At 63.0% G+C, this 24,201-nt stretch carries 20 protein-coding genes; 16 read left to right on the forward strand and 4 right to left on the reverse strand.

All coding sequences use genetic code 11. The features are described from left to right. Nucleotides 1-102: 102 nt before the first annotated feature. The 11 genes from mnmG to PHW99_RS01300 all read left to right on the forward strand — a co-directional run bounded on the left by mnmG (nt 103) and on the right by PHW99_RS01300 (nt 13,687). Nucleotides 103-2,136: a tRNA uridine-5-carboxymethylaminomethyl(34) synthesis enzyme MnmG gene (gene mnmG / locus PHW99_RS01250; protein ID WP_300172936.1), complete on the forward strand. Its 2,034-nt coding sequence runs from the start codon at nt 103-105 to the stop codon at nt 2,134-2,136. Continuing rightward, nucleotides 2,136-2,789 (forward strand): 16S rRNA (guanine(527)-N(7))-methyltransferase RsmG, encoded by a 654-nt coding sequence (gene rsmG / locus PHW99_RS01255; protein ID WP_300172938.1) that lies wholly within the window; start codon nt 2,136-2,138, stop codon nt 2,787-2,789. Before mnmG ends, rsmG begins: the two co-directional genes overlap by 1 nt. A gap of 151 nt (nt 2,790-2,940) precedes the next feature. After that, nucleotides 2,941-3,555: a LysE family transporter gene (locus tag PHW99_RS01260; protein WP_300172940.1), complete on the forward strand. Its 615-nt coding sequence runs from the start codon at nt 2,941-2,943 to the stop codon at nt 3,553-3,555. A gap of 70 nt (nt 3,556-3,625) precedes the next feature. Further along, nucleotides 3,626-4,411, forward strand: a complete 786-nt coding sequence (locus PHW99_RS01265) for a ParA family protein (protein WP_300172942.1) — start codon at nt 3,626-3,628, stop codon at nt 4,409-4,411. 57 nt (nt 4,412-4,468) lie between these two features. Further along, nucleotides 4,469-5,008 carry an alpha/beta fold hydrolase gene (locus PHW99_RS01270; RefSeq protein ID WP_300172944.1) on the forward strand — a complete coding sequence of 180 codons (540 nt, stop codon included), beginning with the start codon at nt 4,469-4,471 and terminating at the stop codon, nt 5,006-5,008. Between the two features lie 12 nt (nt 5,009-5,020). Continuing rightward, a complete protein-coding gene (locus PHW99_RS01275; protein WP_300172946.1) occupies nt 5,021-6,013 on the forward strand; it encodes a ParB/RepB/Spo0J family partition protein in 993 nt (330 codons plus the stop codon). 11 nt (nt 6,014-6,024) lie between these two features. After that, nucleotides 6,025-6,777, forward strand: a complete 753-nt coding sequence (locus PHW99_RS01280; protein WP_300173057.1) for a class I SAM-dependent methyltransferase — start codon at nt 6,025-6,027, stop codon at nt 6,775-6,777. Nucleotides 6,778-6,915: 138 nt separating this feature from the next. Next, the gene (locus tag PHW99_RS01285; protein ID WP_300172948.1) at nt 6,916-8,217 is read left to right on the forward strand and encodes a c-type cytochrome; all 1,302 of its coding nucleotides are present in this window, start codon (nt 6,916-6,918) and stop codon (nt 8,215-8,217) included. Nucleotides 8,218-8,275: 58 nt separating this feature from the next. Further along, a complete protein-coding gene (locus PHW99_RS01290; RefSeq protein WP_300172950.1) occupies nt 8,276-8,620 on the forward strand; it encodes a c-type cytochrome in 345 nt (114 codons plus the stop codon). A gap of 129 nt (nt 8,621-8,749) precedes the next feature. Then, nucleotides 8,750-10,747 carry a cytochrome C gene (locus tag PHW99_RS01295; RefSeq protein ID WP_300172952.1) on the forward strand — a complete coding sequence of 666 codons (1,998 nt, stop codon included), beginning with the start codon at nt 8,750-8,752 and terminating at the stop codon, nt 10,745-10,747. Between the two features lie 207 nt (nt 10,748-10,954). Then, entirely contained in the window at nt 10,955-13,687 is a 2,733-nt protein-coding gene (locus PHW99_RS01300; protein WP_300172954.1) for a hypothetical protein, read from the forward strand. 57 nt (nt 13,688-13,744) lie between these two features. On the opposite strand, the gene PHW99_RS01305 is transcribed toward PHW99_RS01300, so the two are convergent. Next, entirely contained in the window at nt 13,745-15,751 is a 2,007-nt protein-coding gene (locus PHW99_RS01305) for an acetoacetate--CoA ligase (protein WP_300172956.1), read from the reverse strand. An 84-nt stretch (nt 15,752-15,835) separates the two neighbouring features. Between PHW99_RS01305 and PHW99_RS01310 the strand changes: the two genes are divergently transcribed. Beyond that, on the forward strand, nt 15,836-17,800 hold the full coding sequence (locus PHW99_RS01310; RefSeq protein ID WP_300172958.1) for an ATP-binding cassette domain-containing protein: 1,965 nt from the start codon (nt 15,836-15,838) through the stop codon (nt 17,798-17,800). A 37-nt stretch (nt 17,801-17,837) separates the two neighbouring features. Here PHW99_RS01310 and PHW99_RS01315 read toward each other — a convergent pair whose 3' ends face one another. Together PHW99_RS01315 and PHW99_RS01320 are read right to left on the reverse strand one after the other, a co-directional pair. Continuing rightward, nucleotides 17,838-18,329 carry a MarR family winged helix-turn-helix transcriptional regulator gene (locus PHW99_RS01315; RefSeq protein WP_300172960.1) on the reverse strand — a complete coding sequence of 164 codons (492 nt, stop codon included), beginning with the start codon at nt 18,327-18,329 and terminating at the stop codon, nt 17,838-17,840. Nucleotides 18,330-18,476: 147 nt separating this feature from the next. Then, on the reverse strand, nt 18,477-19,388 hold the full coding sequence (locus PHW99_RS01320) for a M14 family zinc carboxypeptidase (protein ID WP_300172963.1): 912 nt from the start codon (nt 19,386-19,388) through the stop codon (nt 18,477-18,479). An 84-nt stretch (nt 19,389-19,472) separates the two neighbouring features. Between PHW99_RS01320 and PHW99_RS01325 the strand changes: the two genes are divergently transcribed. From PHW99_RS01325 to PHW99_RS01340, 4 genes are all read left to right on the forward strand, one after another. After that, nucleotides 19,473-19,991, forward strand: coding sequence for a flavin reductase family protein (locus PHW99_RS01325; RefSeq protein WP_300172966.1), 519 nt, complete (start codon nt 19,473-19,475; stop codon nt 19,989-19,991). 70 nt (nt 19,992-20,061) lie between these two features. Next, the gene (fusA, locus tag PHW99_RS01330) at nt 20,062-22,116 is read left to right on the forward strand and encodes an elongation factor G (RefSeq protein WP_300172969.1); all 2,055 of its coding nucleotides are present in this window, start codon (nt 20,062-20,064) and stop codon (nt 22,114-22,116) included. Between the two features lie 34 nt (nt 22,117-22,150). Further along, a complete protein-coding gene (gene hemG, locus PHW99_RS01335; RefSeq protein ID WP_300172972.1) occupies nt 22,151-22,711 on the forward strand; it encodes a menaquinone-dependent protoporphyrinogen IX dehydrogenase in 561 nt (186 codons plus the stop codon). 21 nt (nt 22,712-22,732) lie between these two features. After that, nucleotides 22,733-23,269: a DUF2799 domain-containing protein gene (locus PHW99_RS01340; protein ID WP_300172975.1), complete on the forward strand. Its 537-nt coding sequence runs from the start codon at nt 22,733-22,735 to the stop codon at nt 23,267-23,269. 7 nt (nt 23,270-23,276) lie between these two features. On the opposite strand, the gene PHW99_RS01345 is transcribed toward PHW99_RS01340, so the two are convergent. Then, complete coding sequence (locus PHW99_RS01345; RefSeq protein WP_300173060.1) at nt 23,277-24,134, reverse strand: class I SAM-dependent methyltransferase; 858 nt, start codon at nt 24,132-24,134, stop codon at nt 23,277-23,279. Between the last annotated feature and the right edge of the window lie 67 nt (nt 24,135-24,201).

Consider the following 24,201-nt stretch of genomic DNA (forward strand, 5'->3'; position numbering starts at 1 on the left):
CGCCGCCAGGGTTTGGGGGCCTTTCGGTAAAATCGCACCCCTTGAGTCACCGGCGCCGGGCGAGCGCTTTCCCCCCTGATTCGCTCACTTTGATGGACCACCATGCTTTATCCCCAACATTTTGACGTGATCGTCGTCGGCGGCGGTCATGCCGGTACCGAGGCGGCGCTGGCCGCTGCCCGCATGGGCTGCAAGACGCTGCTGCTGTCGCACAACATCGAGACGCTCGGTCAGATGAGCTGCAACCCCTCGATCGGCGGCATCGGCAAGGGCCACTTGGTCAAGGAGGTGGACGCGCTGGGCGGCGCCATGGGGCTGGCGACTGACGAAGCGGGCATCCAGTTTCGCATTCTCAACTCCAGCAAGGGCCCGGCGGTGCGCGCCACCCGGGCCCAAGCCGACCGCATTCTGTACAAGGCCGCCATTCGCCATCGGCTGGAAAACCAGCCCAACTTGTGGCTGTTCCAGCAGGCGGTCGATGACCTGATGGTGGAGGGTGACCGGGTGGTGGGGGCCGTGACCCAGGTCGGTATCCAGTTCCGCGCCAGCACCGTGGTGCTCACCGCCGGGACCTTTCTGGACGGCAAGATCCATGTTGGCCTGAACAACTATGCCGGTGGCCGGGCGGGCGATCCGCCGGCCGTCAGTTTGTCGGCCCGACTCAAGGAACTCAAACTGCCGCAGGGCCGCCTGAAGACCGGCACACCACCGCGGCTGGACGGCCGCTCGATCGACTTCAGCCAATGCACCGAACAGCCCGGGGATGGCATGCCCGGCGGCATGAGCCCGAGCATGCCGGTGTTCAGCTTCATGGGGCGGCCCGACATGCACCCGCAGCAAATGCCGTGCTGGGTAACCCATACCAACGAACGCACCCATGACATCATCCGCAGCGGCTTTGACCGCAGCCCGATGTTCACCGGCAAGATCGAAGGCGTGGGACCGCGTTATTGCCCGAGTGTGGAAGACAAGATCAACCGCTTTGCCGACAAGGAAAGCCACCAGATTTTTCTCGAACCCGAAGGCCTGACCACCCACGAGTACTACCCCAACGGCATCAGCACCAGCCTGCCGTTTGACATCCAGTACGCCTTGGTGCGCTCCATGAAGGGGCTGGAAAACGCCCACATCCTGCGCCCCGGCTACGCCATCGAATACGACTATTTCGACCCGCAACAACTCAAGAGCAGCTTTGAAACCCGGGTGATCTCCGGGTTGTTCTTCGCTGGCCAGATCAACGGCACCACGGGTTATGAAGAGGCGGCGGCACAAGGCCTGTTTGCCGGCATCAACGCCGCCCTGCAGGCCGGTGCCCGCCACAGCTGGAGCCAGGACACCTGGGTGCCGGCGCGGGATGAAGCCTACCTGGGGGTGTTGGTGGACGACCTGATCACCAAAGGCGTGACCGAACCCTACCGCATGTTCACCAGCCGGGCCGAGTTCCGCCTGCAGTTGCGTGAAGACAATGCCGACGCCCGCTTGACCGAAACCGGCCGCAAACTCGGTTTGGTGGACGATGCCCGCTGGGATGCCTTTTGCCGCAAGCGTGATGCTGTTTCACGTGAAACAGAACGCCTGCGCTCAATCTGGGTCAGCCCGAAAAACCTGGAAGCCGCCGAGGCGCAACGGGTGCTGGGCAAGGCGCTGGAGCATGAATACAACCTGGCCGATTTGTTGCGCCGCCCCGGTGTGAGTTATGCCGCACTGATGTCACTGGACGGTGGCAAGTACGCTGCCCCTGATTTGCCAGTGACTGTTTCACGTGAAACAGCAGACACCGCTGTCCAGGCCGCCACGGTGATTGAGCAGGTGGAGATTGCCGCCAAATACTCGGGCTACATTGACCGGCAGAAGGACGATGTGCTGCGCGCCGCCCATTATGAAAACCTCAAGTTGCCGCAGGACCTGGATTACATGCAGGTGTCGGCCCTGAGTATGGAGGCACGACAAAAGCTCAACCGCCACAAGCCGGAAACCCTGGGGCAGGCTTCGCGTATTTCCGGCATCACACCGGCGACGATTTCCTTGCTGACCATCCACTTGAAAAAATCCAAGTTCCGGGGTTTTGTGACCTCCGGCGAGGAGCGTGATGTCCACCGCGCGGCCAACCCAGCTCAGCTGGACACGGAGGCCTGATGTCAAACCTGGAACCCATGCTGCGCCAGGGGCTTGCTGAACTGGACCTGGCGCTGTCGGACGCCCAGGTCGCCCAGCTGCTGGCATATCTGGCGCTGATCCAGAAATGGACCAAGGTCTACAACCTGACGGCGGTGCGCGACCCGGCTGAGATGTTGACCCACCATCTGCTCGACAGCCTGGCGGTGATCCTGCCACTGCAGCGGCAGTTGGCGCAGCTGCCCGCCGCTGGGTCGCTGCGTTTGCTCGACGTTGGCTCCGGCGCCGGACTGCCCGGCGTGGTGATGGCCATCTGCTGCCCGCAGATCACGGTGCACTGCGTGGACACCGTGGCCAAGAAAGCCGCGTTCATCCAGCAGGTGGCGGTGACACTGAAGTTGCCCAATCTGCGTGGCCTGCATGCCCGGGTGGAAAGCCTGACGGACAAGTACCAGGTGATCAGCAGCCGGGCATTCGCCTCTCTGGCGGACTTCACCAGTTGGTCGGCGGCGGCGCTGGCAGAGCAGGGCATCTGGATGGCGATGAAGGGCAAACACCCCGCCGACGAAATCACCGCATTGCCATCCAGTGTCGAGGTGTTTCACGTGGAACAACTGGATGTTCCTGGCCTGGAGGCAGAGCGCTGCATTGTGTGGATGCGCAGCTCAGGTTGAATTTTCTGATTGTCCAGCCGGCTTTATCTTCCCCCTGGCCCTTTCCGCCCCGGCCTCCATCCCTGCCAACGCCGTTGCCCCCACCCGCAGTAACGTAAACTCCACCCCTGCGCCCGGCGACCTCTCGGGCCAATTTCCAGGACTCTTTCCCATGCTTGGCGTCACCGACTACGGTACTTTTGTTGTCACCATCATCGTGTTCCTGCTCATCCCGGGCCCAGGCAATCTGGCCCTGATCACCTCCACCAGCAAGGGGGGCATCCGGGGCGGACTGGCCGCCACCTTCGGCGTGATTGTCGGTGACCAGGTGCTGATGTGGTCGGCCATTGCCGGTGTGGCCGCCTTGCTGAGTGCTTACCCAAATGTCTTCAACGCGGTGCAATGGCTGGGTGCCGGCTACCTGGCCTGGCTGGGTGGACAGATGCTGCTGGCCAAACCTGGCGCCAAGCCGGTGCTGCAGATCCATCCCCATCATTACCTGAAGCAGGCGCTGATGATCACCTTGCTGAACCCGAAGGCCATCCTGTTTTACATGGCGTTTTTCCCGCTGTTTGTGGACCCGGTGCGCCAGCAGGGCTTGACGACTTATGCCTTCATGGCGGTCACCATTGCTGTGCTGACTTTTCTGTACGGCTTGACGGCGGTGCTGCTGACGCATTTTCTGGCGGCGCGGGTGCGGGCCAACCCGGCCATTGCCCGGGTGCTGGAAAAGGTCGCGGGTTTGTTCCTGATCGGCTTCGGTTTCAAGCTGGCGTTGTCGCGCTAGGCGCGGGGTGCTGGTGTTTCACGTGAAACGTTGGGTGGTGTCTGGTTTCTCCATTTTGAGTTAGGTTCCCATGGCCAAGATTTTCTGCATTGCGAATCAAAAGGGAGGGGTTGGCAAAACCACCTCCACGGTCAATCTGGCCGCTGGCCTAGCCAAGGTCGGGCAGCGTGTGCTGATGGTGGACCTGGACCCGCAGGGCAATGCCACCATGGGTTCGGGCGTGGACAAACGCAAGCTGGAACTCAGCGTTTATGACGTGTTGCTGGAATCCGCCTCGGTGCGTGAGGCCCGCGCCCAGAGCAGCCGCTTGGTCGAGGCAGGCTGTGGTTACGACATCCTGGGTGCCAACCGCGAACTGGCCGGCGCCGAGGTCGAAATGGTCAGCCTGGAGCGGCGTGAAAAACGCCTGAAAACCGCGCTGGCCGACGTGGATGCCGACTACGACTTCATCCTGATCGACTGTCCGCCCAGTCTGTCGATGCTGACGCTCAACGGTCTGTGCTGCGCCCATGGCGTGATTGTGCCGATGCAGTGTGAATACTTCGCGCTCGAAGGCCTGGCCGATCTGGTCAACACCATCAAGCAGGTGCACGCCAACCTGAACAAGGACCTGGCCATCATCGGGCTGCTGCGTGTCATGTATGACCCGCGCATCACTCTGCAGCAGCAGGTGAGTGAACAACTCAAGGCCCGTTTTGGTGACAAGGTCTTTGAAACCGTGATTCCGCGCAATGTGCGACTGGCCGAAGCCCCCAGTTATGGGGTGCCGGGGGTGGTGTTTGACCCGGCCAGCAAGGGCGCCCAGGCGTTTGTGACGTTTGCCAAAGAGATGGTGGAACGTAGCCAGACCATGTAGTCAAATTGGCCTCTAGCCCGGATAAAACAAGCAGTTTTTGCTACAAAAATCATAGTAATGAATCCTGATCACATTCTCATCCTGCCGGGCTGGCAAAACTCCGGTCCACAACACTGGCAAAGCCTGTGGCAGACCCGGTTTGGCTACCAGCGGGTCGAGCAGCACGACTGGATGCGGCCCCTGCGTGGCGACTGGATTGCCCGTCTGGAAGACGTGGTGCTGTCGGCCGACCAGCCGGTGGTGCTGGTGGCCCACAGCCTGGGCTGCCAGCTGGTGGCGGCGTGGGCGGCACACTCCAGCAACACCCGGCGGGTCAAGGCGGCGCTGCTGGTGGCGCCCGGTGACCCCGAGCGCGACGAATTGCGCCCGGTGCTGACGAGCTGGGCGCCAGCCGTGATGCAGGCGCTGCCGTTTCCCAGCACCCTGGTGGCCAGCACCAACGACCCGTATTGCAGCTTTGAGCGCGCCTGCGGTTTTGCCAGCGCCTGGGGGGCCGGCTTGGTGACCCTGGGGGCGATGGGCCACATCAATGCTGATTCCGGCCTGGGCGACTGGCCGCAGGGGCAGACCCTGTTGCAAGCCCTGACTTCGATCTAACGAAAGACAAACATGGTGACCAAAAAACTCAAAGGCCTGGGTCGCGGCCTGGAAGCCCTGCTGGGCCCGACCGTGGATGAAACCACATCGCCCGACGGCGGCCCTGACGGCGGCGCCAACAGCGGCCAGCCCTCCACGCTGCTGCTCAGTGACATGGTGGCCGGCGTTTACCAGCCGCGCACCCGCATGGACGAAGGTGCGCTTTATGAGCTGGCCGAATCCATCAAGGTGCAGGGCATCATGCAGCCGATCCTGGTACGCCGCCTGAGTGATGCCGATGCCGAACTCAAGCGCCGCCAGCAGTCGCCCGAGGGCGGTGGCGGTGGCGCGGTGCGCCCGCTGTACGAAATCATTGCCGGTGAGCGGCGTTTCCGCGCCGCCAAGCTGGCTGGCCTGGACAGCGTGCCCGTGCTGGTGCGTGACGTGCCCAACGAGGCCGCCGCTGCCATGGCGCTGATCGAGAACATCCAGCGCGAAGACCTCAACCCGCTCGAAGAAGCCCAAGGCTTGCAACGCCTGATCAAGGAATTTGGCCTGACGCACGAAACCGCCGCCCAGGCCGTCGGGCGCTCGCGCAGTGCCGCCAGCAACCTGCTGCGCCTCTTGAATCTGGCCGAGCCGGTGCAAACCATGCTGATGGCCGGTGATGTGGACATGGGCCACGCTCGTGCCTTGCTCAGCCTGGACCGGGCCACGCAGATCACCGCTGCCAACCAGATCGCCGCCAGGAAACTGTCGGTGCGTGAGGCGGAAAGCCTGGTGAAGAAACTCGGCGCCGAGTTCTCGCTGGTGGCGACCAAACCCAAGAAAGAGAAGTCGCGCGACCTCAAGCGGGTGGAAGAAGAGCTGTCGGACCTGCTGATGGCCCAGGTGGAGGTGCGTGTCAAAAAACGAGTCAAACGCGCCGGGCGGATGGAAGAAATGGGCGAGATCAGCATCCAGTTTGGCTCGCTCGACGAGCTCAACGGCCTGATCGAGAAACTTCAGCGCGCGGCCAGCCGCTGACCCTGATGCCAATGGCGGCTCGCCTGCGCTGGCCCCTGCCCGCCGTGCTGGCCTGGGCCGGTTCCTGGCTGGCTTATGCGGCCTTGCTGCGTGTCGGCACGGGTGGGCTGTGGGCGCTGGCACTGGCGTGTGTGCTGGGGGCGCTGGCCAGCGTGCTGGGCAGCAGCTGGTGGCGCCGGGGCCTGATTGCGCTGGGTTTTCCGCTGTCACTGGCCTTGTCCGGCGCCGCCGCCGTGCCGGCCTGGGCCTGGTTGCTGCCCTTGTTGCTGCTGTTGCTGGTCTACCCGCTCAACGCCTGGCGCGACGCACCCTTGTTCCCGACGCCGCCGGGCGCCTTGCAGGCGCTGGCGACACAGGCGCCGCTGCCGGCCGGGGCGCACATTCTGGACGCCGGTTGTGGCCTGGGGCATGGCCTCCAGGCGCTGCGCCGCGCCTACCCGGCTGCGCAACTCGACGGGCTGGAGTGGAGCTGGCCGCTGCGCGGCCTGTGCGCGTTGCGCTGCCCCTGGGCGCGGGTGCGCCAGGGCGACATCTGGCGTGCCGACTGGTCCAGCTATGACATGGTCTACCTGTTCCAGCGTCCCGAGAGCATGGCCCGCGCCGCCGCCAAGGCCGGCGCCGAACTCAAAGCCGGCGCCTGGCTGGTGAGCCTGGAATTTGCCGCCACCGCGCTGCAGCCCCAGGCGCAACTGTTCTGCCCGGATGGCCGGCCGCTGTGGCTGTATCAGGCACCGTTTACCGCCAGTGCTCGCCAAGGCGGCTGACCCGATGGCGTCATAAAGTTTGATATGGCGCAACAAATGGCCAGATCAAAAGGTTAAAAAGCTTAATTTTTTCTGGCAAACAAGAAGCACCCTCCTAGAATGAGCCGCAGTGGATGGCTTATTCCAGAAGGAGAGGACATGAAACGGACAACATTGGCCACTTGGGTGTTGGGGCTGGTCAGTCTCATTGGCACGTCGGCCAACGCCGTGGATCCGGCGTCGGTGGTGCGTGGCGGCCGTCTTTATGACAACTGGAGTGTCGAACTCAAGGCCCGCCCGCCGAACCATCCGAATCCGGTCTTCAAGACCCAACAGGTCCGCGTCGATGCCCCCGACACTTGGCGCTGTGTGGCCTGCCATGGCTGGGATTACCAGGGCAACAACGGCGTCAGCGGTGTCCGTGGCCGGCAAAAGGCGGACCCTGCGGCCCTGGTGGCGGTGCTGAAGGACGCCAACCACGGGTATGAAGAATTGCTCGATGACGGCGACCGTCTTGATCTGGCCAACTTCATTGCCAGTGGCCAGACCGACATGCAGCGGCTGGTCGAAGCGGCCCGGCGCGTGAAACCCGCCCAGGCATCAGCGAACAAGGTTTTTGCCACCGTCTGTTCGGTCTGCCATGGCCTGGATGGCGACCGCCTGCGCCAGATTGCCCCGCTGGGTGATTCGGCCCGGCAACGCCCGTTCGAGGTCCTGCACGTGGCGCTCAATGGACACCCGGGCGGCAACATGCCGGCCCTCAGGACGCTGGGGGAGGATACCGTTGTCAGGATGCTGGCCTATTTGCAGACCTTGCCCAGCTTCAATCTGGCAGCCTCGATTGCCAATGGCGGCCGGCTGTATGACGACTGGCAGACCCACATCGCTGGCCAGCGTCAGGCCTTGCCGCATCCAGCCTATCCACCCAAGGCCTATTACGCCAACACTGCCAGCGAAACCTGGCGTTGCAAGGAGTGCCATGGCTGGGACTACAAAGGCAACCAGGGTCAGTACGCCAAGGGTGAGCATGCCACCGGCATCAAGGGCCTTCGCGCCATGGCGGGCGCTGACCCGGAACGCATCATGGCGGTCTTGCGCAGCCGCAGCCACCTCTATGGCGCGGTCCTGAAATACCGGGACCTGCAGGACCTGGCGAACTTTGTCAGCCAAGGCCAGATCGACATGGACACGGTGATCGACCCCCGCACCGGCCTGGCGCGTGGTGATGCCAGCCAGGGTGCAGCGCACTATCGCAGCATGTGCGCGGGCTGCCACGGGCTGGAAGGCCACTTCGTGGCCAAACGCCACACTGGCCGGGTGTCGCGGACCGACCCCTGGCACAGCCTGCACAACATGCTCAATGGCCATCCCGACGACACCATGCCGGCCTTGAGGGAGCTGGACCCCAAGGTGATCAACGACATCCTGGCGCATATCCAGACCTTGAAGGAGCGTCCTTAACTTCTATCCGTTTGTCCTGCCAGCAGACATGGTGCTGGTATTCATCAAGGAGTCGTTCATGAACAAGAGAATCTCCCTATTACTCACCAGTTCCCTGTTTCTCGCCATGGCGGGGTCAGGCTTTGCCCATGCGGCTGTGGATGCCGTACAGGCCCAGGAGCTGATGAAGACCAACAAGTGCGGCAAATGCCATGAAATCGCCAAAACCAAGACGGCACCATCCCTGAAGAAGATCGCGGCCAAATACAAAGGCAAGACCGACGGCGAAGAGAAGATCATCAAGAACATCACCACGGGGCCAACCGTCAAGGACGCGGACGGCAACGAAGAAGAGCACTACATCATCAAGACCAAGGACCCGGCCAAGCTGAAAAATCTGGCGCAGTGGATCCTGTCGCAGTGATCCGGATGCCGATTTGATCGGTGCGATGGTGACGGTCAGCGGCAGATCGTCACGGTAGTCGCCCCCCAGAAACAGGTCAACACCCCGTTGTCCGAGCCGAAAAACCTGACGGGGCTGGAGTGAAAAAACATGAGTAGCAGCAGGCTGAAAGTATGGTTCATGGCTGCGGCGTTTTTCTTTTGGACCAGCCTGCCGGGTGGCGCTGCTGCCGCTGACGCGCCATCCCCCACCGGGCTGGGCAATGCCAGCTGCCTGTCCTGTCACGATGGACAGAAAGGCCAACTGGAAGTGGCGGGCCCGGACGGCGAAAAACGTGCATTGCTGGCAGTCGAGCCAGCCGGGTTTGCCAAGAGTGTGCATGCCGACATGGAGTGTGTCACCTGCCATCTGGAGATCAATGACAGCACCGCCAAGCACAAGAAGACCCTTGGAGAAAAGCGGCCTGACTGTGTGCAGTGCCACCTGAAGCTCAATGATGCCTCGGTCAAGGAAAAGGTGGCTGGTGAACGCCGCTGGATGCAGGCCGTGGGCAAAAGCATCGAAACCTACCAGACGTCCTACCACGCCCGGCCGAATGCCGATGACCCCACCAAACAAAACGCATCCTGCAACGACTGCCACAACGTTCACAGCTTCAATGTGCCACCGCCCGGCACGGCCGAGCGCACCGACTGGCACCTGGGAATCTCGGACCTGTGTGGCAAATGCCATGAAAACCAGCTGGACGACTGGTCCAAGTCGGTTCATGGCCGGGAAATCAAGCAGAAACACAACCCGAAAGCCGCTGATTGTGCTGATTGCCACACGTCGCACAACGTCAGGAAAACGGCATCAGATAAGGTCAAGCTGGCCATTACGGCGAATTGCGGGAGCTGCCATGACGAGGCCTATGTGTCCTACAGGGCCACTTACCACGGAAAGATCACCACTCTGGGCTACGCCCACACCGCCAAATGTTTTGACTGCCATAGCAGTCACGACATTGAGCCGTCTTCGAATTCCGCGTCGAAGATGCACCTCAATAACCGTCTGGAGTCGTGCCAGGAGTGTCACAGCGGCAAGAAGAAAGTCCCTTTGGCAACCGCCGGCTTTGTCAGCTTCAGCCCGCACGGCACCAGCAACAACTTTGCAACCGACCCAGAAATCTGGATGGCCAGCAAGGTGATGATCAGTCTGTTGGTGGGCACCTTCGGGTTCTTCTGGCTACATACGCTGTTGTGGTTCTATCGTGAATACAAGGAGCGTCAGCGGCGCCAATCGCAGCGCCATGTGAACTTGGAAGGCCTGGCCGACGCTCCCGTCCCCCACCAGGGCAAGCATTTCCGGCGTTTCAGTCGCACCTGGCGCATTGCTCACCTGCTGTTTGCACTGAGCCTGATGACACTCACGCTGACCGGTATTCCACTGTTCTACCCGCAGTCACCATGGGCCCAGCCCTTGATGAGTCTGCTCAACGGACCATCCACGGCCGGGTTGATCCACCGCGTGGCGGCGACCATTTTTGCGGGGGTGTTTTTCTGGCACCTCGTTTATATGCTGGTCAGAATCGGACGTGACTGGAGAAACTTCAAGATTTTCGGCCCGAACTCCATGGTGCCTGGTTTGCAGGACCTCAAGGATATCCTGGCGATGTTCAAGTGGTTCTTTGGCAAGGGGCCACGGCCAGTGTTTGACCGCTGGACCTACTGGGAAAAGTTTGACTACTGGGCACCGTTCTGGGGTGTCACCATCATCGGTGTCAGTGGCATCATGATGTGGTTCCCACACATTGCGGCGCAATATTTACCTGGCTGGGTTTTTAATGTCGCGGCGATCTTCCATAGCGAAGAAGCGTTCCTGGCCGTGGTATTTCTGTTCACCGTGCATTTCTTCAACAACCACTTCCGCCCCGACAAGTTTCCGCTGGATCGGGTGATGTTCACGGGCACAGTGACGCTGGAAGAACTGCGGCATGAACACCCACTGCAATATCAGCGTTTGTTGGACTCAGGAGAGCTGGAACAACATCTGGTGGACGCCCCATCACCCGCCATGGTCCAGGCTGCAACGGTGCTTGGTTTCGTCCTGATTGTGGCCGGTCTGATCTTGCTGACACTGGTCGGGATCGGGTTTTTCACCAGCCTCTAGGGCACTTGTCGAAGATCAAGACTCTGTTGAATAGGCCTTGACCAGGGTGGGCAACTGGCGCGTAATGAAGGCGTAGCAGGTTCTCTTTGAAATGGATTGTGCAGGCATGCCTGCCCCATGTGGGGTGGATGCCCAACGCAGTCAGTCGCGTCCACGTGGCATACAAAGAGGCTTGCTACCTTGCTTTCTGAAAGAAAGAACGTGCGCATGAGAACGCGGTTTTTGCATGCCTTGACGCGGCTGCCCTTGCTGGCTCTTCTACTGGGCCAGCCAGCGTTCGGCCTCGAACCCCGTGATCAACAGGCGCTGGATCTGATGAATTTTGCCGTCAAGCAGACCGTGAAAGAAACCGGTGTTGAGGTCATCGGTGTCGGCTCCTGGACCTCCGGGAAGAATTACAAGGGACCACTGACCGGCAGAACCTCTGACCACGACATGAGGGTGGTTCTGACAGGGGAGACCAGCCAGGCGGCCCAGGCCAGGAAGTGGAAGGACTTCCAGGAAAAGCTCAAGGAGAACATCGTCGCCAGCGGGCAGGCCAAACGCCTCAGTGAAGCAGACATCGGGAAACTGCTCAAAAGCACCAACGTGTACCCGCCCAGCCAGGTCATGGAGACGGTTGAAAGTGCGCAGGACGCCAGGAAACTGTTCGACCGGATCGGCACCCAACCCAATCTCGGCGGTGAGCCGGTGGAAGGACTCTGGGGCAAGGGCAGCAAAACCTACACCCACTACTACGAGGAAAAGTCCGGCAAGCTCTTTTTTATGGACCCGAAATATCCGGACCGCGTGATGACCGGCGGGACCGACCTCACCCATCTGGTCGAAGGCGTGGAGGCCTATACCACTGCTGGCGAGGTGAACAAGGCCGGGCAATGGGCCGAGAAGGTGCTCGAACAACTCGGGGAGGGCAACGTCGACAAGGCGGCCAAGCAAGCCGAGCGTTTGCGGACCTCGATCAACAAGGCCAGAAGTCTGGAGCGGCTGGGCGGCAGAGTCGATTACCTGGACGACATCGTGAGTGGCAAAGTCACCGACCCGCAGGCGATTCGTGCCGCCGTGGCCCGGGCCAGGCAAGAGGCGGGTCTGTTGCTGTCGCTGGCGAATGAGTCCAACGTCAGGACACGCCATGTCATGCGCAGTGTGCTGGCGAGCGAGGGCGGGACGTTGTCCAGATCGGGCAAGCTGTTCTGGAAGTACGCCGACAAGGTGCCGGTGGGGCAGCTGTTTCGGGCCTGGCAGCTCTATGGCTACTACGCCAGCGCGAAGGACATTTCGGCCATGACCGGGCCCGACTTCAATGCGGCGGTGCTCAATGCCTATGCCAAAGAGCTGGGTTGGCTGGCCGGGCCGTTGGCAGGTCTTGGCATGGAGCTGGCCGATGCCACGCTGCAGGCCGCGCGCCAGGGCGCCTACGGCGTCGTCACCGCCTTTCAGGACTGTGAAAATCTGGCCACGGGCATCCACTCCGTCAAGGGCCGGGAGGCGCTGAACAAGGGCATGAGCATCGACCAGATGGCGTCGCTCTTTCCTGACACCGCCGACGGCCGGTCAAGGCTGAACAACTTTGTCTGGAGCCAGGCCCACCAGGCCTCTTTGAGGTTTGAAAACAATGTCTGGGTTGAAGACGCCACTATCAGGAATTCGCTCTATCAAAAGTGTCACGCTACGCTGGTGACGATGTGGCAAGAAAAGCGGCTGGCGCAGATCAGTGCTTTCAACCAGTTGTTCCTCGAATTCGACAAATTGGCGGCGCGAGACAAAGCCGTCATCACGATCCAGCCCTACGGTGATCCCGTCCCGTTGAGGGAGCCAACCCAGCAGGGAAAGGTCGCGACGGTCACGATCAATGCTGTCACGACCCAGGACCCGGGGAAGATGCAGGACCTGCTGAAAAAGATGAACACCATTCTGGCCGCGCTGGAAGGTGGCAAAAAGGGGGACGTGATCTTCGCTTCGGCGGTGTATGAGTTCTCGGTGGACGGGAGGCCGCAGCCCAGGCAATATGCACCCGTGCATCACACAGCCATCTTCCGGACAGCGGGGGAACACCTTGCCCGCCTGGCCGTCGAGACGAGTGTGGTGGCGACGCTGCTGAGCGACGACATCACACAGCATGCGATCCTGCAGGGCTACAGGAAGAAATACCCATCCACCGCGACCCTGCCCTTCAGTGTGGTCGACGATACCGCACGGGTCGCCCTGCGGATCGACGCACCCCGCACGGTCAAGGTCGGGCAGTCATTCCAGCTCATTGGTGTGATCGAGCAAAGCCAGGTGGAGCGCTTGCCGGTGCAGATCGCCTGGGGCAACATCGGCAACGGGCAGCGCCTGCTCAACGGCTACGCGCCAGCCGTGAACCGGGCTGAGCGCACACCCGGAAGCTACCAGTATCTTGCTGAGGCTTTCATGGTGGAGCAGGGCCGCTTGGTCAAGCTGGCAGAGGCGCGCACCGTGGTCGAGGTTGTTGCCGAGGAGAAGAAGCCCGACGTCGCCGACTTTCTGTCTGCGCTGCAGACGATGTCCGATGACCTGAAAAAGCAGATCCCGGCCAAACCGTCAACTCCGGCGCCAACACCTCAGCCGTCCACACCCGGGAAAAAACCTGATCCGAAGCCGGCCGCACCCCAAGCCAATATCGCTGAAAAACAGGCGCTGTGCGAGTGTCTCAACCGCTACCTGACGGGTGAACGCACGCAAGAGCAGCGGCGCAGTTATGACAAATGGTGCACCAACAAGGAACGCTGCAAGGGGACCGAAATCTACCTGGTCGAACCCTTCAAATATGTTCCGGGGGGTGACTACTGCTGGGGTTACGAGGAGTGCCGCGAGCACAGTTTTGATCCCGAGACAAAACAATCCTCCACCCGAACTTGCGGCTCGTTCCAGGGCGCTTATTACATGAACCAGGCCAAGGAAATGTGCGCCCGGCAGAAATGAGCCTGGTTGAACAAAAATCAGTCTCTAGCCCGCGTATTGATTGCCTATGTAGCTATCTTATTTGTAGCATTTTCGGGCAAAATCCAGATACCAGTCCAGGCAGCCGGGGTTGGCCATGGCGTCGCGGTTGACCACCTTGTCGATCGGCTGGCCCAACAACAGCTTCTTGATCGGCAGCTCCTGCTTTTTGCCTGACAGGGTGCGCGGCACCTCGGCCACCTGGAAGATGTCATTGGGGACAAAACGCGGCGACAGCGCGGTGCGGATGGCCTGGTTGATCCGGGCCTTGAGCGCCTCGTCCAGCGCCAGGCCGGGGCGCAACACCACAAACAGCGGCATGTAACTTTCGCGGCCCAGGTACTCCAGGTCCACCACCAGGGTGTCCAGCACCTCGGGCAGCGCCTCCACGGCGCTGTAGAGTTCGCTGGTGCCCATGCGCAGGCCGTGCCGGTTGATGGTGGCGTCCGAGCGGCCGTAGATGATGCAGCCGCCCGTGGCGGTGATCTTCAGCCAGTCGCCGTGGCGCCACACGCCTGGGTACATGTCAAAGTAGCTCGACAGGTAACGGCTGTTGCCGCGGTCGCCCCAGAAGTACAGCGGCATTGAGGGAATCGGCTGGGTGCACACCAGCTCACCAACCTCGTCGATCACCGGCTGGCCCTGCTCGTTCCAGGCTTGCACGGCACAACCCAGCAGGCGGCACTGCATCTCACCGGGCACCTGCGCCAGCTCGCGGTGGCCGCCGATGAAGGCGCCGGCGAAATCGGTGCCGCCCGAGATGTTGCACCACCAGATGTCCCGCCCAAACAGGCGCTGAAACTGTGCCGTGCCCCAGGCCTGCACCTCGGGGGCCAGCGGCGAGCCGGTGCTGCCCAGCGCCCGCACGCGGGAGAGGTCACCGCAGCTTGACAGGTCCAACCCGGCCTTGAGGCAGTTGGCATAAAACGCCGCACCGGCGCCAAAGAAACTCACGCCGGTGCTGGCGCCAAAACGCCACAGCGTGCGCCAGTCCGGCTGCGCCTGGCCGCCGCCGGGGCTGCCGTCAAACAGGCAGCAGGTGGTGCCGCCCAGCAGGCCGCTGACCTGCACGTTCCACATCACCCAGCCGGTGGAGCTGTACCAGTGAAAGCGTTCACCCAGGCTGTTGGCCTCGTAACTGCAGCCAATGTCGTTGTGCAGGGTCTTGAGCGCCAGCGCCACCAGCACCGTGCCGCCATGGCCGTGCACGATCGGCTTGGGCAGGCCGGTGGTGCCGCTGGAGTAGACGATCCACAGCGGATGATCAAACGGCAGCCAGAGCGGTTCAAATGCTGCGGTTTGGGCATCATTTCGGCTGGTAGCCCACGTCAACAAAGCATCATGCGCTATCAAATCTGAAGTTCCTAGGCAGGCATGAACCACCACGTGGCGCACCGAGGGCAGGGCCGCGCGGATCTCCGCCACCACCGCGCTGCGGTCGATGTCGCGCCCGCCGTAGCTGACGCCATCACAGGCGATCAGCACCTTGGGCTCAATCTGGCGAAAGCGGTCCAGCACCGCGTGGCTGCCCATGTCGGGGGCGCACAGGCTCCAGACGCCGCCGATGCTCACCACCGCCAGAAAAGCCACGACGGTTTCGGGCACGTTGGGCAGGTAGGCCGCCACCCGGTCGCCCGGCTGCACACCCTGGGCCTGCAGGTGCAGCGCCAGCGACGCCACCTGGCGGCGCAGCTCGGGCCAGCTCAACTCGCGCGCCGGGCCTTGGTCCAGGCTTTTTTCGTTGTGGCTGAGCAGCGCCGGCTGGCCGGCGGCATGAGCAGCTTCCACATGCCGCAACACCTGGTGCGCATAGTTGAACTGCGCGCCGGGAAACCAGCGGGCGCCGGGCATGTGGCGGTCGGCCAGCACGGCGCTGTGCGCCGTGGGTGACTGCAACTCGAAATAGTCCCAAATGCTTTGCCAGAACGCGTCCAGCTCGGTGACCGACCAGCGCCACAGCGCGTCGTAATTCTCAAAGTGGCGCTGGCGCTGGTCGCGCAGCCAGTCCTGGTACCGGCGGATTTGGGGCAGATGGGGGGCGCTCATGGGCAGAAAGCTTAGCAGTTCCGGCCAGGGCCAGCGACCCCGCCGCCGGGCCTGGCCCGGCTTCCCGGATAATCCCGCCCCAACATGGCAATCATCACACTTCTTGACGCCCAGCTGGCATTTGGGCATGTTCCCCTGCTCGACCACGCTGATTTTTCACTCGAAACCGCCGAGCGCGTGGGCCTGATCGGCCGCAACGGCGCGGGCAAGTCCAGCCTGCTCAAAATCCTTGGTGGTCTGGAAAAACCTGACGACGGCACATTGCAGGTGCAGAGCAACACCCGCATCGCTTATGTGGCACAAGAGCCGCAACTCGACGCGGATGCCACCATCTTCGACGCCGTCAGCGACGGGCTGGCGCGGGTGCGCGCGCTGATCGACGACTATTCGCAGGGCCATGGCGACCTCGATGCGATGCAAAGCGAGATCGAGGCGCTGGACGGCTGGAACTGGGAGCAGCGGGTGGCCGAGACCCTGCAGCGCCTGCATCTGGCGCCGGACGCCATTGTCAGCACGCTCTCGGGCGGCAACAAAAAGCGGGTGGCGCTGGCGCAGGCCCTGGTGGCCGCGCCCGACGTGTTGCTGCTGGACGAACCCACCAACCACCTGGACCTGGACAGCATCGAGTGGCTCGAAGGCCTGCTGGTGGCGTTTAAGGGCGCCATCATCACCATCACCCATGACCGCTCGTTCCTGGACAACGTGGCCACCCGCATCGTTGAGCTCGATCGCGGCAAACTCAGCAGTTACCCCGGCAACTTTGCCGCCTACCTGGTGCAAAAGGAAGAACAGCTGGCGCAAGAGGCCGTGATCAACGCCAAGGCCGACAAGCTGCTGGCCCAGGAAGAGGTCTGGATCCGCAAGGGCGTGGAAGCCCGGCGCACCCGCGCCACCGCCCGCATCGTGCGCCTGCAGGAGCTGCGCGCCCGGCGCCAGGCCCGGCGCGACACCGTGGGCAGCGTCAACATGGACATTGCCACCGGCGCCGCCAGCGGCAAGCTGGTCTCGGAGATGGTGCACGTCAGCAAGTCTTTTGGTGACAAAGTGATTGTTCGCGACTTTTCCACCACCGTGCTGCGCGGCGACAAGATCGGCCTGCTCGGCCCCAATGGCGCGGGCAAGACCACGCTGCTCAAGCTCATCCTGGGTGAGCTGCAGCCCGACCCGGCCCCGGCCAATGCCCCGGCGCCCGAGCCGGGCCACAGCCCCTGGGGCACGGTGCGCCTGGGCGCCAACGTGACGGTGGCCTATTTCGACCAGATGCGCAACGCGCTGGACCTGGACGCCACGCTGGAAGACTTCATCAGCCCCGGCTCCGAGTGGATCGAGATCGGCAACCAACGCAAACACGTCAAGAGTTACCTGGGCGACTTCCTGTTCTCACCGGCGCGCGCCAATTCGCCGGTGCGCTCCTTGAGCGGCGGCGAGCGCAACCGCCTGCTGCTGGCGCGCCTGTTTGCCCGGCCCGCCAATGTGCTGGTGCTCGACGAGCCGACCAACGATCTGGACATCGACACGCTGGAGCTGCTGGAAGACCTGCTGCAAAACTACGACGGCACGGTGTTCCTGGTCAGCCACGACCGCACCTTCCTGGACAACGTGGTCACCAGCACCATTGCTTATGAGGGGGATGCGTGCTGGCGCGAGTACGAGGGTGGGGTGACCGACTGGCTGACGCAGAGCCGGCGCGCCGGTGAACTGGCCAAAAACAAAGACCAAAATGGGCCTAAGCCCGCAAAGAATGGACGTGAACAGCTCTCAAAAACAGAGCAAGACGTGGCGCCTGAAGCCGCGCCTGCTGCGGCCAGCGCCGCCGCCACGCCGGCCAGGGTGCGCAAGCTCAGTTTCAAGGAGCAGCGTGAACTCGACAGTCTGCCCGATCTGATTGCCCGGCTCGAAGCCGAACAGGCCGATGCCAACGCCCAGCTGGCCGACGGCAGCCTGTACGCCATCGACAACGCCCGCGCCCTGAAGCTGGCGGCGCGTAGCGCCGAGATTGAAGACGAACTGCTGCTGGCGCTGGAGCGCTGGGAGTTGTTGGGCGGTTAATACGGGCGCCGCCGCCCGCCGTGGTGCCGGGCCAGGCTCACAAGGTGGACAGGGGAATGCTTTCTGCCGACTCGTCGGCCTGCAGCAGGGTGATGAGTTCGGCCAGGTTCTGGTCAAGCTGTTGCAGCGTGGCTGCGGGCAAGCGGTCCAGCGCCACTGGCAGCACCCCTTCAAAAGGCCCGGGCACCCTGGCCAGCAGGGCCAGCGCCTCGGGCAGGACATCAAGCTGGACGTGCCGTTTATCGGTGGGTGACTTGTCCAGCCGCACCAGGTTTTTTTGCAGCAGCACCTTGATCAGGTTGCTGGCGGTGGACTGGTGCACGTCCATGCGCCGGGCCAGCTCCCCCAGGCCAATGCCGGGCTCATCCCGGATCAGGCTCAGAGCCCAGACCTGGGCGCCGCCCAGACCCACCTGCTTTTCGACCTGTTTGAAGTGGCCGCGCACCGCGTTGAACACCACGCGAAAGCGGCGCAGCACCTGTGCGGATTGGGCCGAGGCGGTGCTGCTGGCAGAGTCATTGAGAAGCATAGGCAAGCGCAAATCAGGAATTGGCACCATCATAGTGCAAGCCCCCCAAAAAAAAGGAGCCCCGCAGGGCTCCGAACTCTCGCTAGCAGTTCTGATCGCTAAAAAAGAACAGCGGGGCAATTATATTTGGGCAAATGAAAATATCACTCAGGGATTACCCGTGCGCGCCATCGGGACCTGATCGCGCGGCTGCAGCGCGACTTGCGCCCGGGCCGTGCCAGGCGCCGGTGGCTGGTCCGGCGTGTTGTCGCCGGATTTCAGCGTGCGCTCCATCCAGGCGTGCAGGTCGCCCCACATCTTGCGCATGTCGGCGTCAGTGGGGGTGCGCAGCGCGCTGGGCAGTTCAACCGTGACCACCGGCAGGCCGCGCTGCACCCCGCTGTAGTTGCCCAGCGAGCCGGGGAACACGCCCACCTGGTCCAGGTACAGCCGTCCCAGCCGGGTGGGCGGCATCACCGGGCCGTCAAAGTCCAGCACGCCATAGGGCGCGTGGATGCTGACGATCACCTGCGGCTTGAACGCGACCATCTCGTCATAAAGGTACTTGGCCTCGGGTTCACTCAAGGGGGTGCGCCCAGGCCAGCGGCGCGGGTCCTTACGGGTGCGCTGTTCCCAGTACACCCTGGTTTCACGCTGCCAGTTGGGGGTGGGGAAGTTGCGGTTCAGGTCCACCCCGTTGGCGTTCATGCGCCAGGCCGGCTTGCGCAGCAGGCCATCGGGGTTGAGCACCGGCACAAACCGCCAGTGGATCTGTTCGGGCGAGGCCTGCGCCATTTTCAGCCAGTGCAGCGCCACCGCGGCGGACGACAACTCGTCGCCGTGCATGGCCGCCACCACCAGCACCCGCCGACGGGCCTGCGGCGGCACCACGTCACGCACCAGAATGGCGCGCCCCTGCACACTGCGGGCGCCGCTGGGCTTGAGCTCGGCGTCCTGGCACAGGGTTTTGGAAACATTCGGAAGTTTTTGATAAAAATCGGCACAGGCCCACGTCGAAACTGGAGTAAGTGCTATACATACAATAGCAAAGATGAATAACTGTGGAAACCTGGGGTGCATCGGCAGATTTTAAAAGCCGCTCGCCAGCCATCCCATTGCACCTACGGCAGGCGTGGCACGGCAATATCGGGTAAATTGGGCCGGATGTCGTTGCACCAATCCGCCGCCCCAGCCCGGCTCCCCCATTTTTCCAAGACCGAATTCCGCACCGCTTTGGGCATGTTTGCCACCGGTGTCACCATCGTCACGGCACGGGCGCCCGACGGCAAGCTGGTGGGGCTGACGGCCAATTCATTCAACTCGGTGTCGCTGTCACCGCCGCTGGTGCTCTGGAGCCTGGCGCGGGCGGCCAGGTCGTACGACGCGTTTCACCAGGGCTCCCATTACGCCATCCATATCCTGGCGGCCGACCAGCAGGCGCTGGCGCAGCGTTTTGCCACCCCCGGGATCGACCGTTTCGTCGACCTGGCAGTGACCGAAGGCGCCAGCGGGGCGCCGCTGATCAGCGGCTGCGTGGCAACGTTTGAATGTTTCAACCGGAGCCGGTATGCCGAGGGTGACCACGTGATTTTTGTCGGCGAGGTGGAGTACTGCAGCCACCGCACCGGCGCCTCGCCCCTGCTCTACCACGGCGGCCAGTTTTATACCGAGCATCCGCTTTGAGATCACCTGTCCTGCCACCCCGGAGGCAGGCGTAAACTCCAGCTCATCACCACCTCTGCAGGAGACGCTCGTGAGTCTGAATCCGGCTGAAAAAATCCGCACCGTGGCCCTGGTCGGGCATGGTGCCGTTGGTAAAACCACGCTGGCCGAAAGCCTGCTGGCGGCCACCGGGGCCATCACCAGCCGTGGTGTGGTGGAAAAGGGCAACACGGTTTGTGACTTTGACCCGATTGAAAAGCAGCTGGGCCACTCGCTGCAGTCGGCCCTGGTGAGCCTGACCAGCGCCGACACGCGCATCCACCTGATCGACACCCCCGGCTACCCGGACTTTGCCGGGCAGGCCATGGCGGCGCTGGCGGGGGTGGATACCGCCTTGATCGTCATCAGCGCCCAGACCGGCATTGAGCTGATGACCGAGCGCATGTTCGATTTGGCCGGCGAGCGTGGCTTGTGCCGCATGCTGGTTGTGAACAAGATCGACACCGACAACCTGGACCTGGCGGCGCTGGTGGACAGCATCCGTGAACGGTTTGGCAAACAATGCCTGCTGCTGGATCTGCCCAGCCACCAGGCGCAGGAGGTGGTGGAGCTGCTCGGCCACGATGACGGCGACAGCGACTTTGCCTCGGTGGCCGCAGCCCACCGGGCGCTGATTGACCAGCTGGTTGAAGAGGACGATGCGCTGATGGCGCGTTATCTGGAGGACGGTCTGGACCCCAGCCCGCAGGAACTGCATGCGCCGTTTGAAGCAGCGCTGCGCGCCGGTCACCTGATTCCGATCCTGTTTGTGTCGGCCAAGACCGGTGCCGGGGTGCCGCAATTGCTGGATGCGCTGGTCAAACTGGCACCCAACCCGAGCGAAGGCAACCCGCCGCTGTTCTACAAGGGTGAGCCGGGGCAAGACCCGCAAGCCTTTGCTGCCCAGCCCGACGACGCGCTGCATGTGCTGGCCCATGTGTTCAAGGTGGTGATAGACCCCTTCATTGGCAAGGTGGCGGTGTTCCGGGTGCACCAGGGCACGGTGCGCCGGGACATGCAGCTTTATGCCGGCTCAGCCAAACGCGCCTTCAAGGTCAACCACCTGTACCGCTTGCAGGGCAAGGACTATGTCGAGGTGGAGGCGCTGGCGCCTGGCGAGCTGGGTGCCGTGGCCAAGGTCGACGAGATCGACTTTGACTGCGTGCTGCATGACTCGCACGACGAAGACCACATCCATCTCAAGCCGCTGGTCTTCCCTTTGCCCATGCAGGGGCTGGCGGTGCAGACCCGGCGCAAGGGGGATGAGCAGCGGCTGTTTGACATCCTGCACAAGCTGGAGCAGGAAGACCCCTGCTTTACCGTGGAACGCCACCCCGGCACCAACGAGACGGTGATCCGCGGCCTGGGCGACATGCACCTGCGCGCCAAGATGCTGCGCATGCAGCAGCAGTTCAAGCTGGAGCTGGACACCAGTGCGCCCCAGATCGCCTACCGCGAAACCATCCTGGGCCAGGCCGAGGGCCACTGCCGGCACAAGAAACAAAGCGGTGGTGCCGGCCAGTTTGGCGAGGTCATGCTGCGCGTGGAGCCGCTCGAACGCGGCGCTGGTTTTGAGTTTGTCGATGTCGTCAAGGGCGGCGCCATTCCCGGCGTGTTCATGGCTGCGGTGGAAAAAGGTGTGCGCCAGGCGCTGGCCGAAGGCGCCGTGGCCGGGTTCCCGCTGCACGATCTGCGGGTGACGGTGTTTGACGGCAAGACCCACGCGGTGGACGGCAAGGAGGTGGCGTTTGTCGCCGCCGCCCGCAAGGCCACACTGGAGGCCGTGCGCGCGGCCAGGCCGGTGGTGCTGGAGCCGCTGGTCAACATTGAGGTGCAGGCCCCCGAGGCCACCATTGGTGACCTCACCGGGGATCTGGCCAGCAAACGCGGCCACATCACCGGCACCCAGCCGCGTCCGGCAGGCACGGTGGCGATTTCCGGCCAGATGCCGCTGGCCGAGCTGGGTGACTACCAAAGCCGGCTGAAGTCGCTGACCTCGGGTCAGGGTTCCTACAGCCTGGCGTTTTCACACTATGCCCAGGTCGGTGCCGACACCCAGGCCAAGTTGGCAGCATCGTTCAAGCCCGACAACCTGGCTGAGGACTGACGCCCCTGAGCTTCTTTTGGCTGGTGAACACACCGTGGCGCATCACACCCTGCTGGCCTACTCCACCACCGACGGGCATACGCTGCACATCTGTGAGCGGCTGAAGTTTGTCATGACTGCACTGGGCCAGCGCGTCACGCTGCTGCCGCTGGCGCAGGCGGGTGCGCTGGATCTGGCGCAGTTCGAGCGCATCGTCATCGGCGCCAGCATCCGTTATGGCCACCACCAGCCGCAGGTGGCGCAGTTCATCAGCCAGCACCAGGCCTTGCTGGAGCGTCGGCCCAGCGCGTTTTTCAGCGTCAACGTGGTGGCGCGCAAGCCCAACAAGAACCAGCCCGACACCAACCCGTACCTGAAAAAATTCCTGCGCCAGATCGACTGGCGCCCGCAGCTGACCGCCGTGTTTGCCGGCAAGCTCAATTACCCGGTCTATGGTTTTTTTGACCGACAGATCATCCGCTTCATCATGCTGCTCACCCACGGCCCGACCGACCCCAGAACGGTGGTCGAGTTCACGGACTGGGCCCAGGTGGAAGCTTTCGCCCATGCGGTGTGCGCCTTGCCCGACCCGGCGGGCGCCGCCATTTCACCCTGACATTTCTGCTGGACACCAACCATGTTCAAACCCCAAGCCCTGACCTTGCTGCTGTTGACCTTGACCCTGGCGGGGTGTGAATCCATGTCCGAATCCGAATGCCGCACGGCCGACTGGGGCCGGGTCGGGCTGGCCGATGGCAGCCGTGGGGAGACCGAGCGGCGGCTGGCCGACTACACCGAAGACTGCGGCAAGATCGGCGTGGTGCCCAACGCCCGCGCCTACCGTCAGGGCTGGGACAACGGCATCCAGCGGTTTTGCACCGCGGCCAATGGCTGGCGCGAAGGCGTGGCGGGCCACAGCGGCAAGGCCGAGGTGTGTGTCGGCCAGGCCGGCTATGCCAGTTTTGCCCGCTACCTGGATGCAGGTTTGCAGGTCTATCGCACGCAGGAACGCATCCAACGAAACACGCAGGAAAGCAACCGGCTGCAGAAGAAATTGGAAAGCGCCACCACGGACGAGGAAAAGCGCCAGATCCGCCGCCAGTTGCAGGACATTGACCGCGACCAGTTTCACCTGCGCAACCAGATGGGCCAGCAGCAGCTGCTGGCGCCGTGAGGTCCAATCAGACCGTCGCGACCAGCAGTTCCTCTGAGCTTGACGGACGCAGGCCATCTGTCCTGTCGGCGAAGTAGCGCTCGGTCAGACTGGCTGCCGACACATGCCGGGGTTCCCGCAAACCAGCTTCACGGGCCAGTGCCAGCATCTCTGACGGGGTCAATAGGCTGAGAAAGGGTGTTCCCGCTGCTCGCGCAAATTTCTCCGTCATCTGTCGTCCGGGACGCTCCTCGGGCTCGACAAGCTCCAGTGGCAGCATGAACGTCATGGCCAGTGTGGAACCCGGTGCGAGCGCCGCGACATGGCGCAGTGTGGCCATGATCGCCTCCCGGGTGAGGTACATGGAGAGGCCGGTGGCGGCCACGGTGGCAGGCTGTCCGGCTTCGAAGCCGGCATCATCCAACTGCTTCCACCAGAATTGTCCCGCCTCGAAATCGACTGGCACCAGCCGCAGCCACGGCGGGATACCGAAGCCAAGTTCGATCAGGCGCTGCCGTTTCCAGGCCTGAGGACCCGGCTGATCGACCTCGAACACCCGCAGCCCGCTGGCCAGCTCCGGCCTGCGCTGGGCAAAGGTGTCCAGGCCGGCGCCAAGAATGAGGTACTGGCTGACGCCTTGGTCAGCCTGCGCCGCCACCAGATCCTCGATGAAACGCGCACGGGCCACGATGGACGCACGGGCGCGGCGCGTGGCCTTCACGGCCATGTCCGGGCGGCGCTGCCAACCGTCATCCGGGGCGGCCAGTTGCAGGCCGATCTCGTCGGCGAACACATGCGGTGGTGGGTCGACCTGGACGTGCATGGCTCGCCACAGGGCGACCCGCACCGCCGTTCTGTCTGCTGCCACGGCTTGTCTGGCGTCAATGGTGTGATCAGGCGCAATCATGATGGACCTCGTCAAAAGGAAGTGACGGATGCTAAACATCTCAAGG

This window comes from Rhodoferax sp., from assembly GCF_028689305.1.
GTDB lineage: Bacteria > Pseudomonadota > Gammaproteobacteria > Burkholderiales > Burkholderiaceae_C > Rhodoferax.

What these genes read in the sequence shown, in the direction of transcription:
- mnmG (WP_300172936.1), top strand. Translation starts at nt 103, where the DNA reads ATGCTTTATCCCCAACATTTTGACGTGATCGTCGTCGGCGGCGGTCAT.
- rsmG (WP_300172938.1), top strand. Translation starts at nt 2,136, where the DNA reads ATGTCAAACCTGGAACCCATGCTGCGCCAGGGGCTTGCTGAACTGGAC.
- PHW99_RS01260 (WP_300172940.1), top strand. Translation starts at nt 2,941, where the DNA reads ATGCTTGGCGTCACCGACTACGGTACTTTTGTTGTCACCATCATCGTG.
- PHW99_RS01265 (WP_300172942.1), top strand. Translation starts at nt 3,626, where the DNA reads ATGGCCAAGATTTTCTGCATTGCGAATCAAAAGGGAGGGGTTGGCAAA.
- PHW99_RS01270 (WP_300172944.1), top strand. Translation starts at nt 4,469, where the DNA reads ATGAATCCTGATCACATTCTCATCCTGCCGGGCTGGCAAAACTCCGGT.
- PHW99_RS01275 (WP_300172946.1), top strand. Translation starts at nt 5,021, where the DNA reads ATGGTGACCAAAAAACTCAAAGGCCTGGGTCGCGGCCTGGAAGCCCTG.
- PHW99_RS01280 (WP_300173057.1), top strand. Translation starts at nt 6,025, where the DNA reads ATGGCGGCTCGCCTGCGCTGGCCCCTGCCCGCCGTGCTGGCCTGGGCC.
- PHW99_RS01285 (WP_300172948.1), top strand. Translation starts at nt 6,916, where the DNA reads ATGAAACGGACAACATTGGCCACTTGGGTGTTGGGGCTGGTCAGTCTC.
- PHW99_RS01290 (WP_300172950.1), top strand. Translation starts at nt 8,276, where the DNA reads ATGAACAAGAGAATCTCCCTATTACTCACCAGTTCCCTGTTTCTCGCC.
- PHW99_RS01295 (WP_300172952.1), top strand. Translation starts at nt 8,750, where the DNA reads ATGAGTAGCAGCAGGCTGAAAGTATGGTTCATGGCTGCGGCGTTTTTC.
- PHW99_RS01300 (WP_300172954.1), top strand. Translation starts at nt 10,955, where the DNA reads ATGAGAACGCGGTTTTTGCATGCCTTGACGCGGCTGCCCTTGCTGGCT.
- PHW99_RS01305 (WP_300172956.1), bottom strand. Translation starts at nt 15,751, where the DNA reads ATGAGCGCCCCCCATCTGCCCCAAATCCGCCGGTACCAGGACTGGCTG.
- PHW99_RS01310 (WP_300172958.1), top strand. Translation starts at nt 15,836, where the DNA reads ATGGCAATCATCACACTTCTTGACGCCCAGCTGGCATTTGGGCATGTT.
- PHW99_RS01315 (WP_300172960.1), bottom strand. Translation starts at nt 18,329, where the DNA reads ATGCTTCTCAATGACTCTGCCAGCAGCACCGCCTCGGCCCAATCCGCA.
- PHW99_RS01320 (WP_300172963.1), bottom strand. Translation starts at nt 19,388, where the DNA reads ATGCACCCCAGGTTTCCACAGTTATTCATCTTTGCTATTGTATGTATA.
- PHW99_RS01325 (WP_300172966.1), top strand. Translation starts at nt 19,473, where the DNA reads ATGTCGTTGCACCAATCCGCCGCCCCAGCCCGGCTCCCCCATTTTTCC.
- PHW99_RS01340 (WP_300172975.1), top strand. Translation starts at nt 22,733, where the DNA reads ATGTTCAAACCCCAAGCCCTGACCTTGCTGCTGTTGACCTTGACCCTG.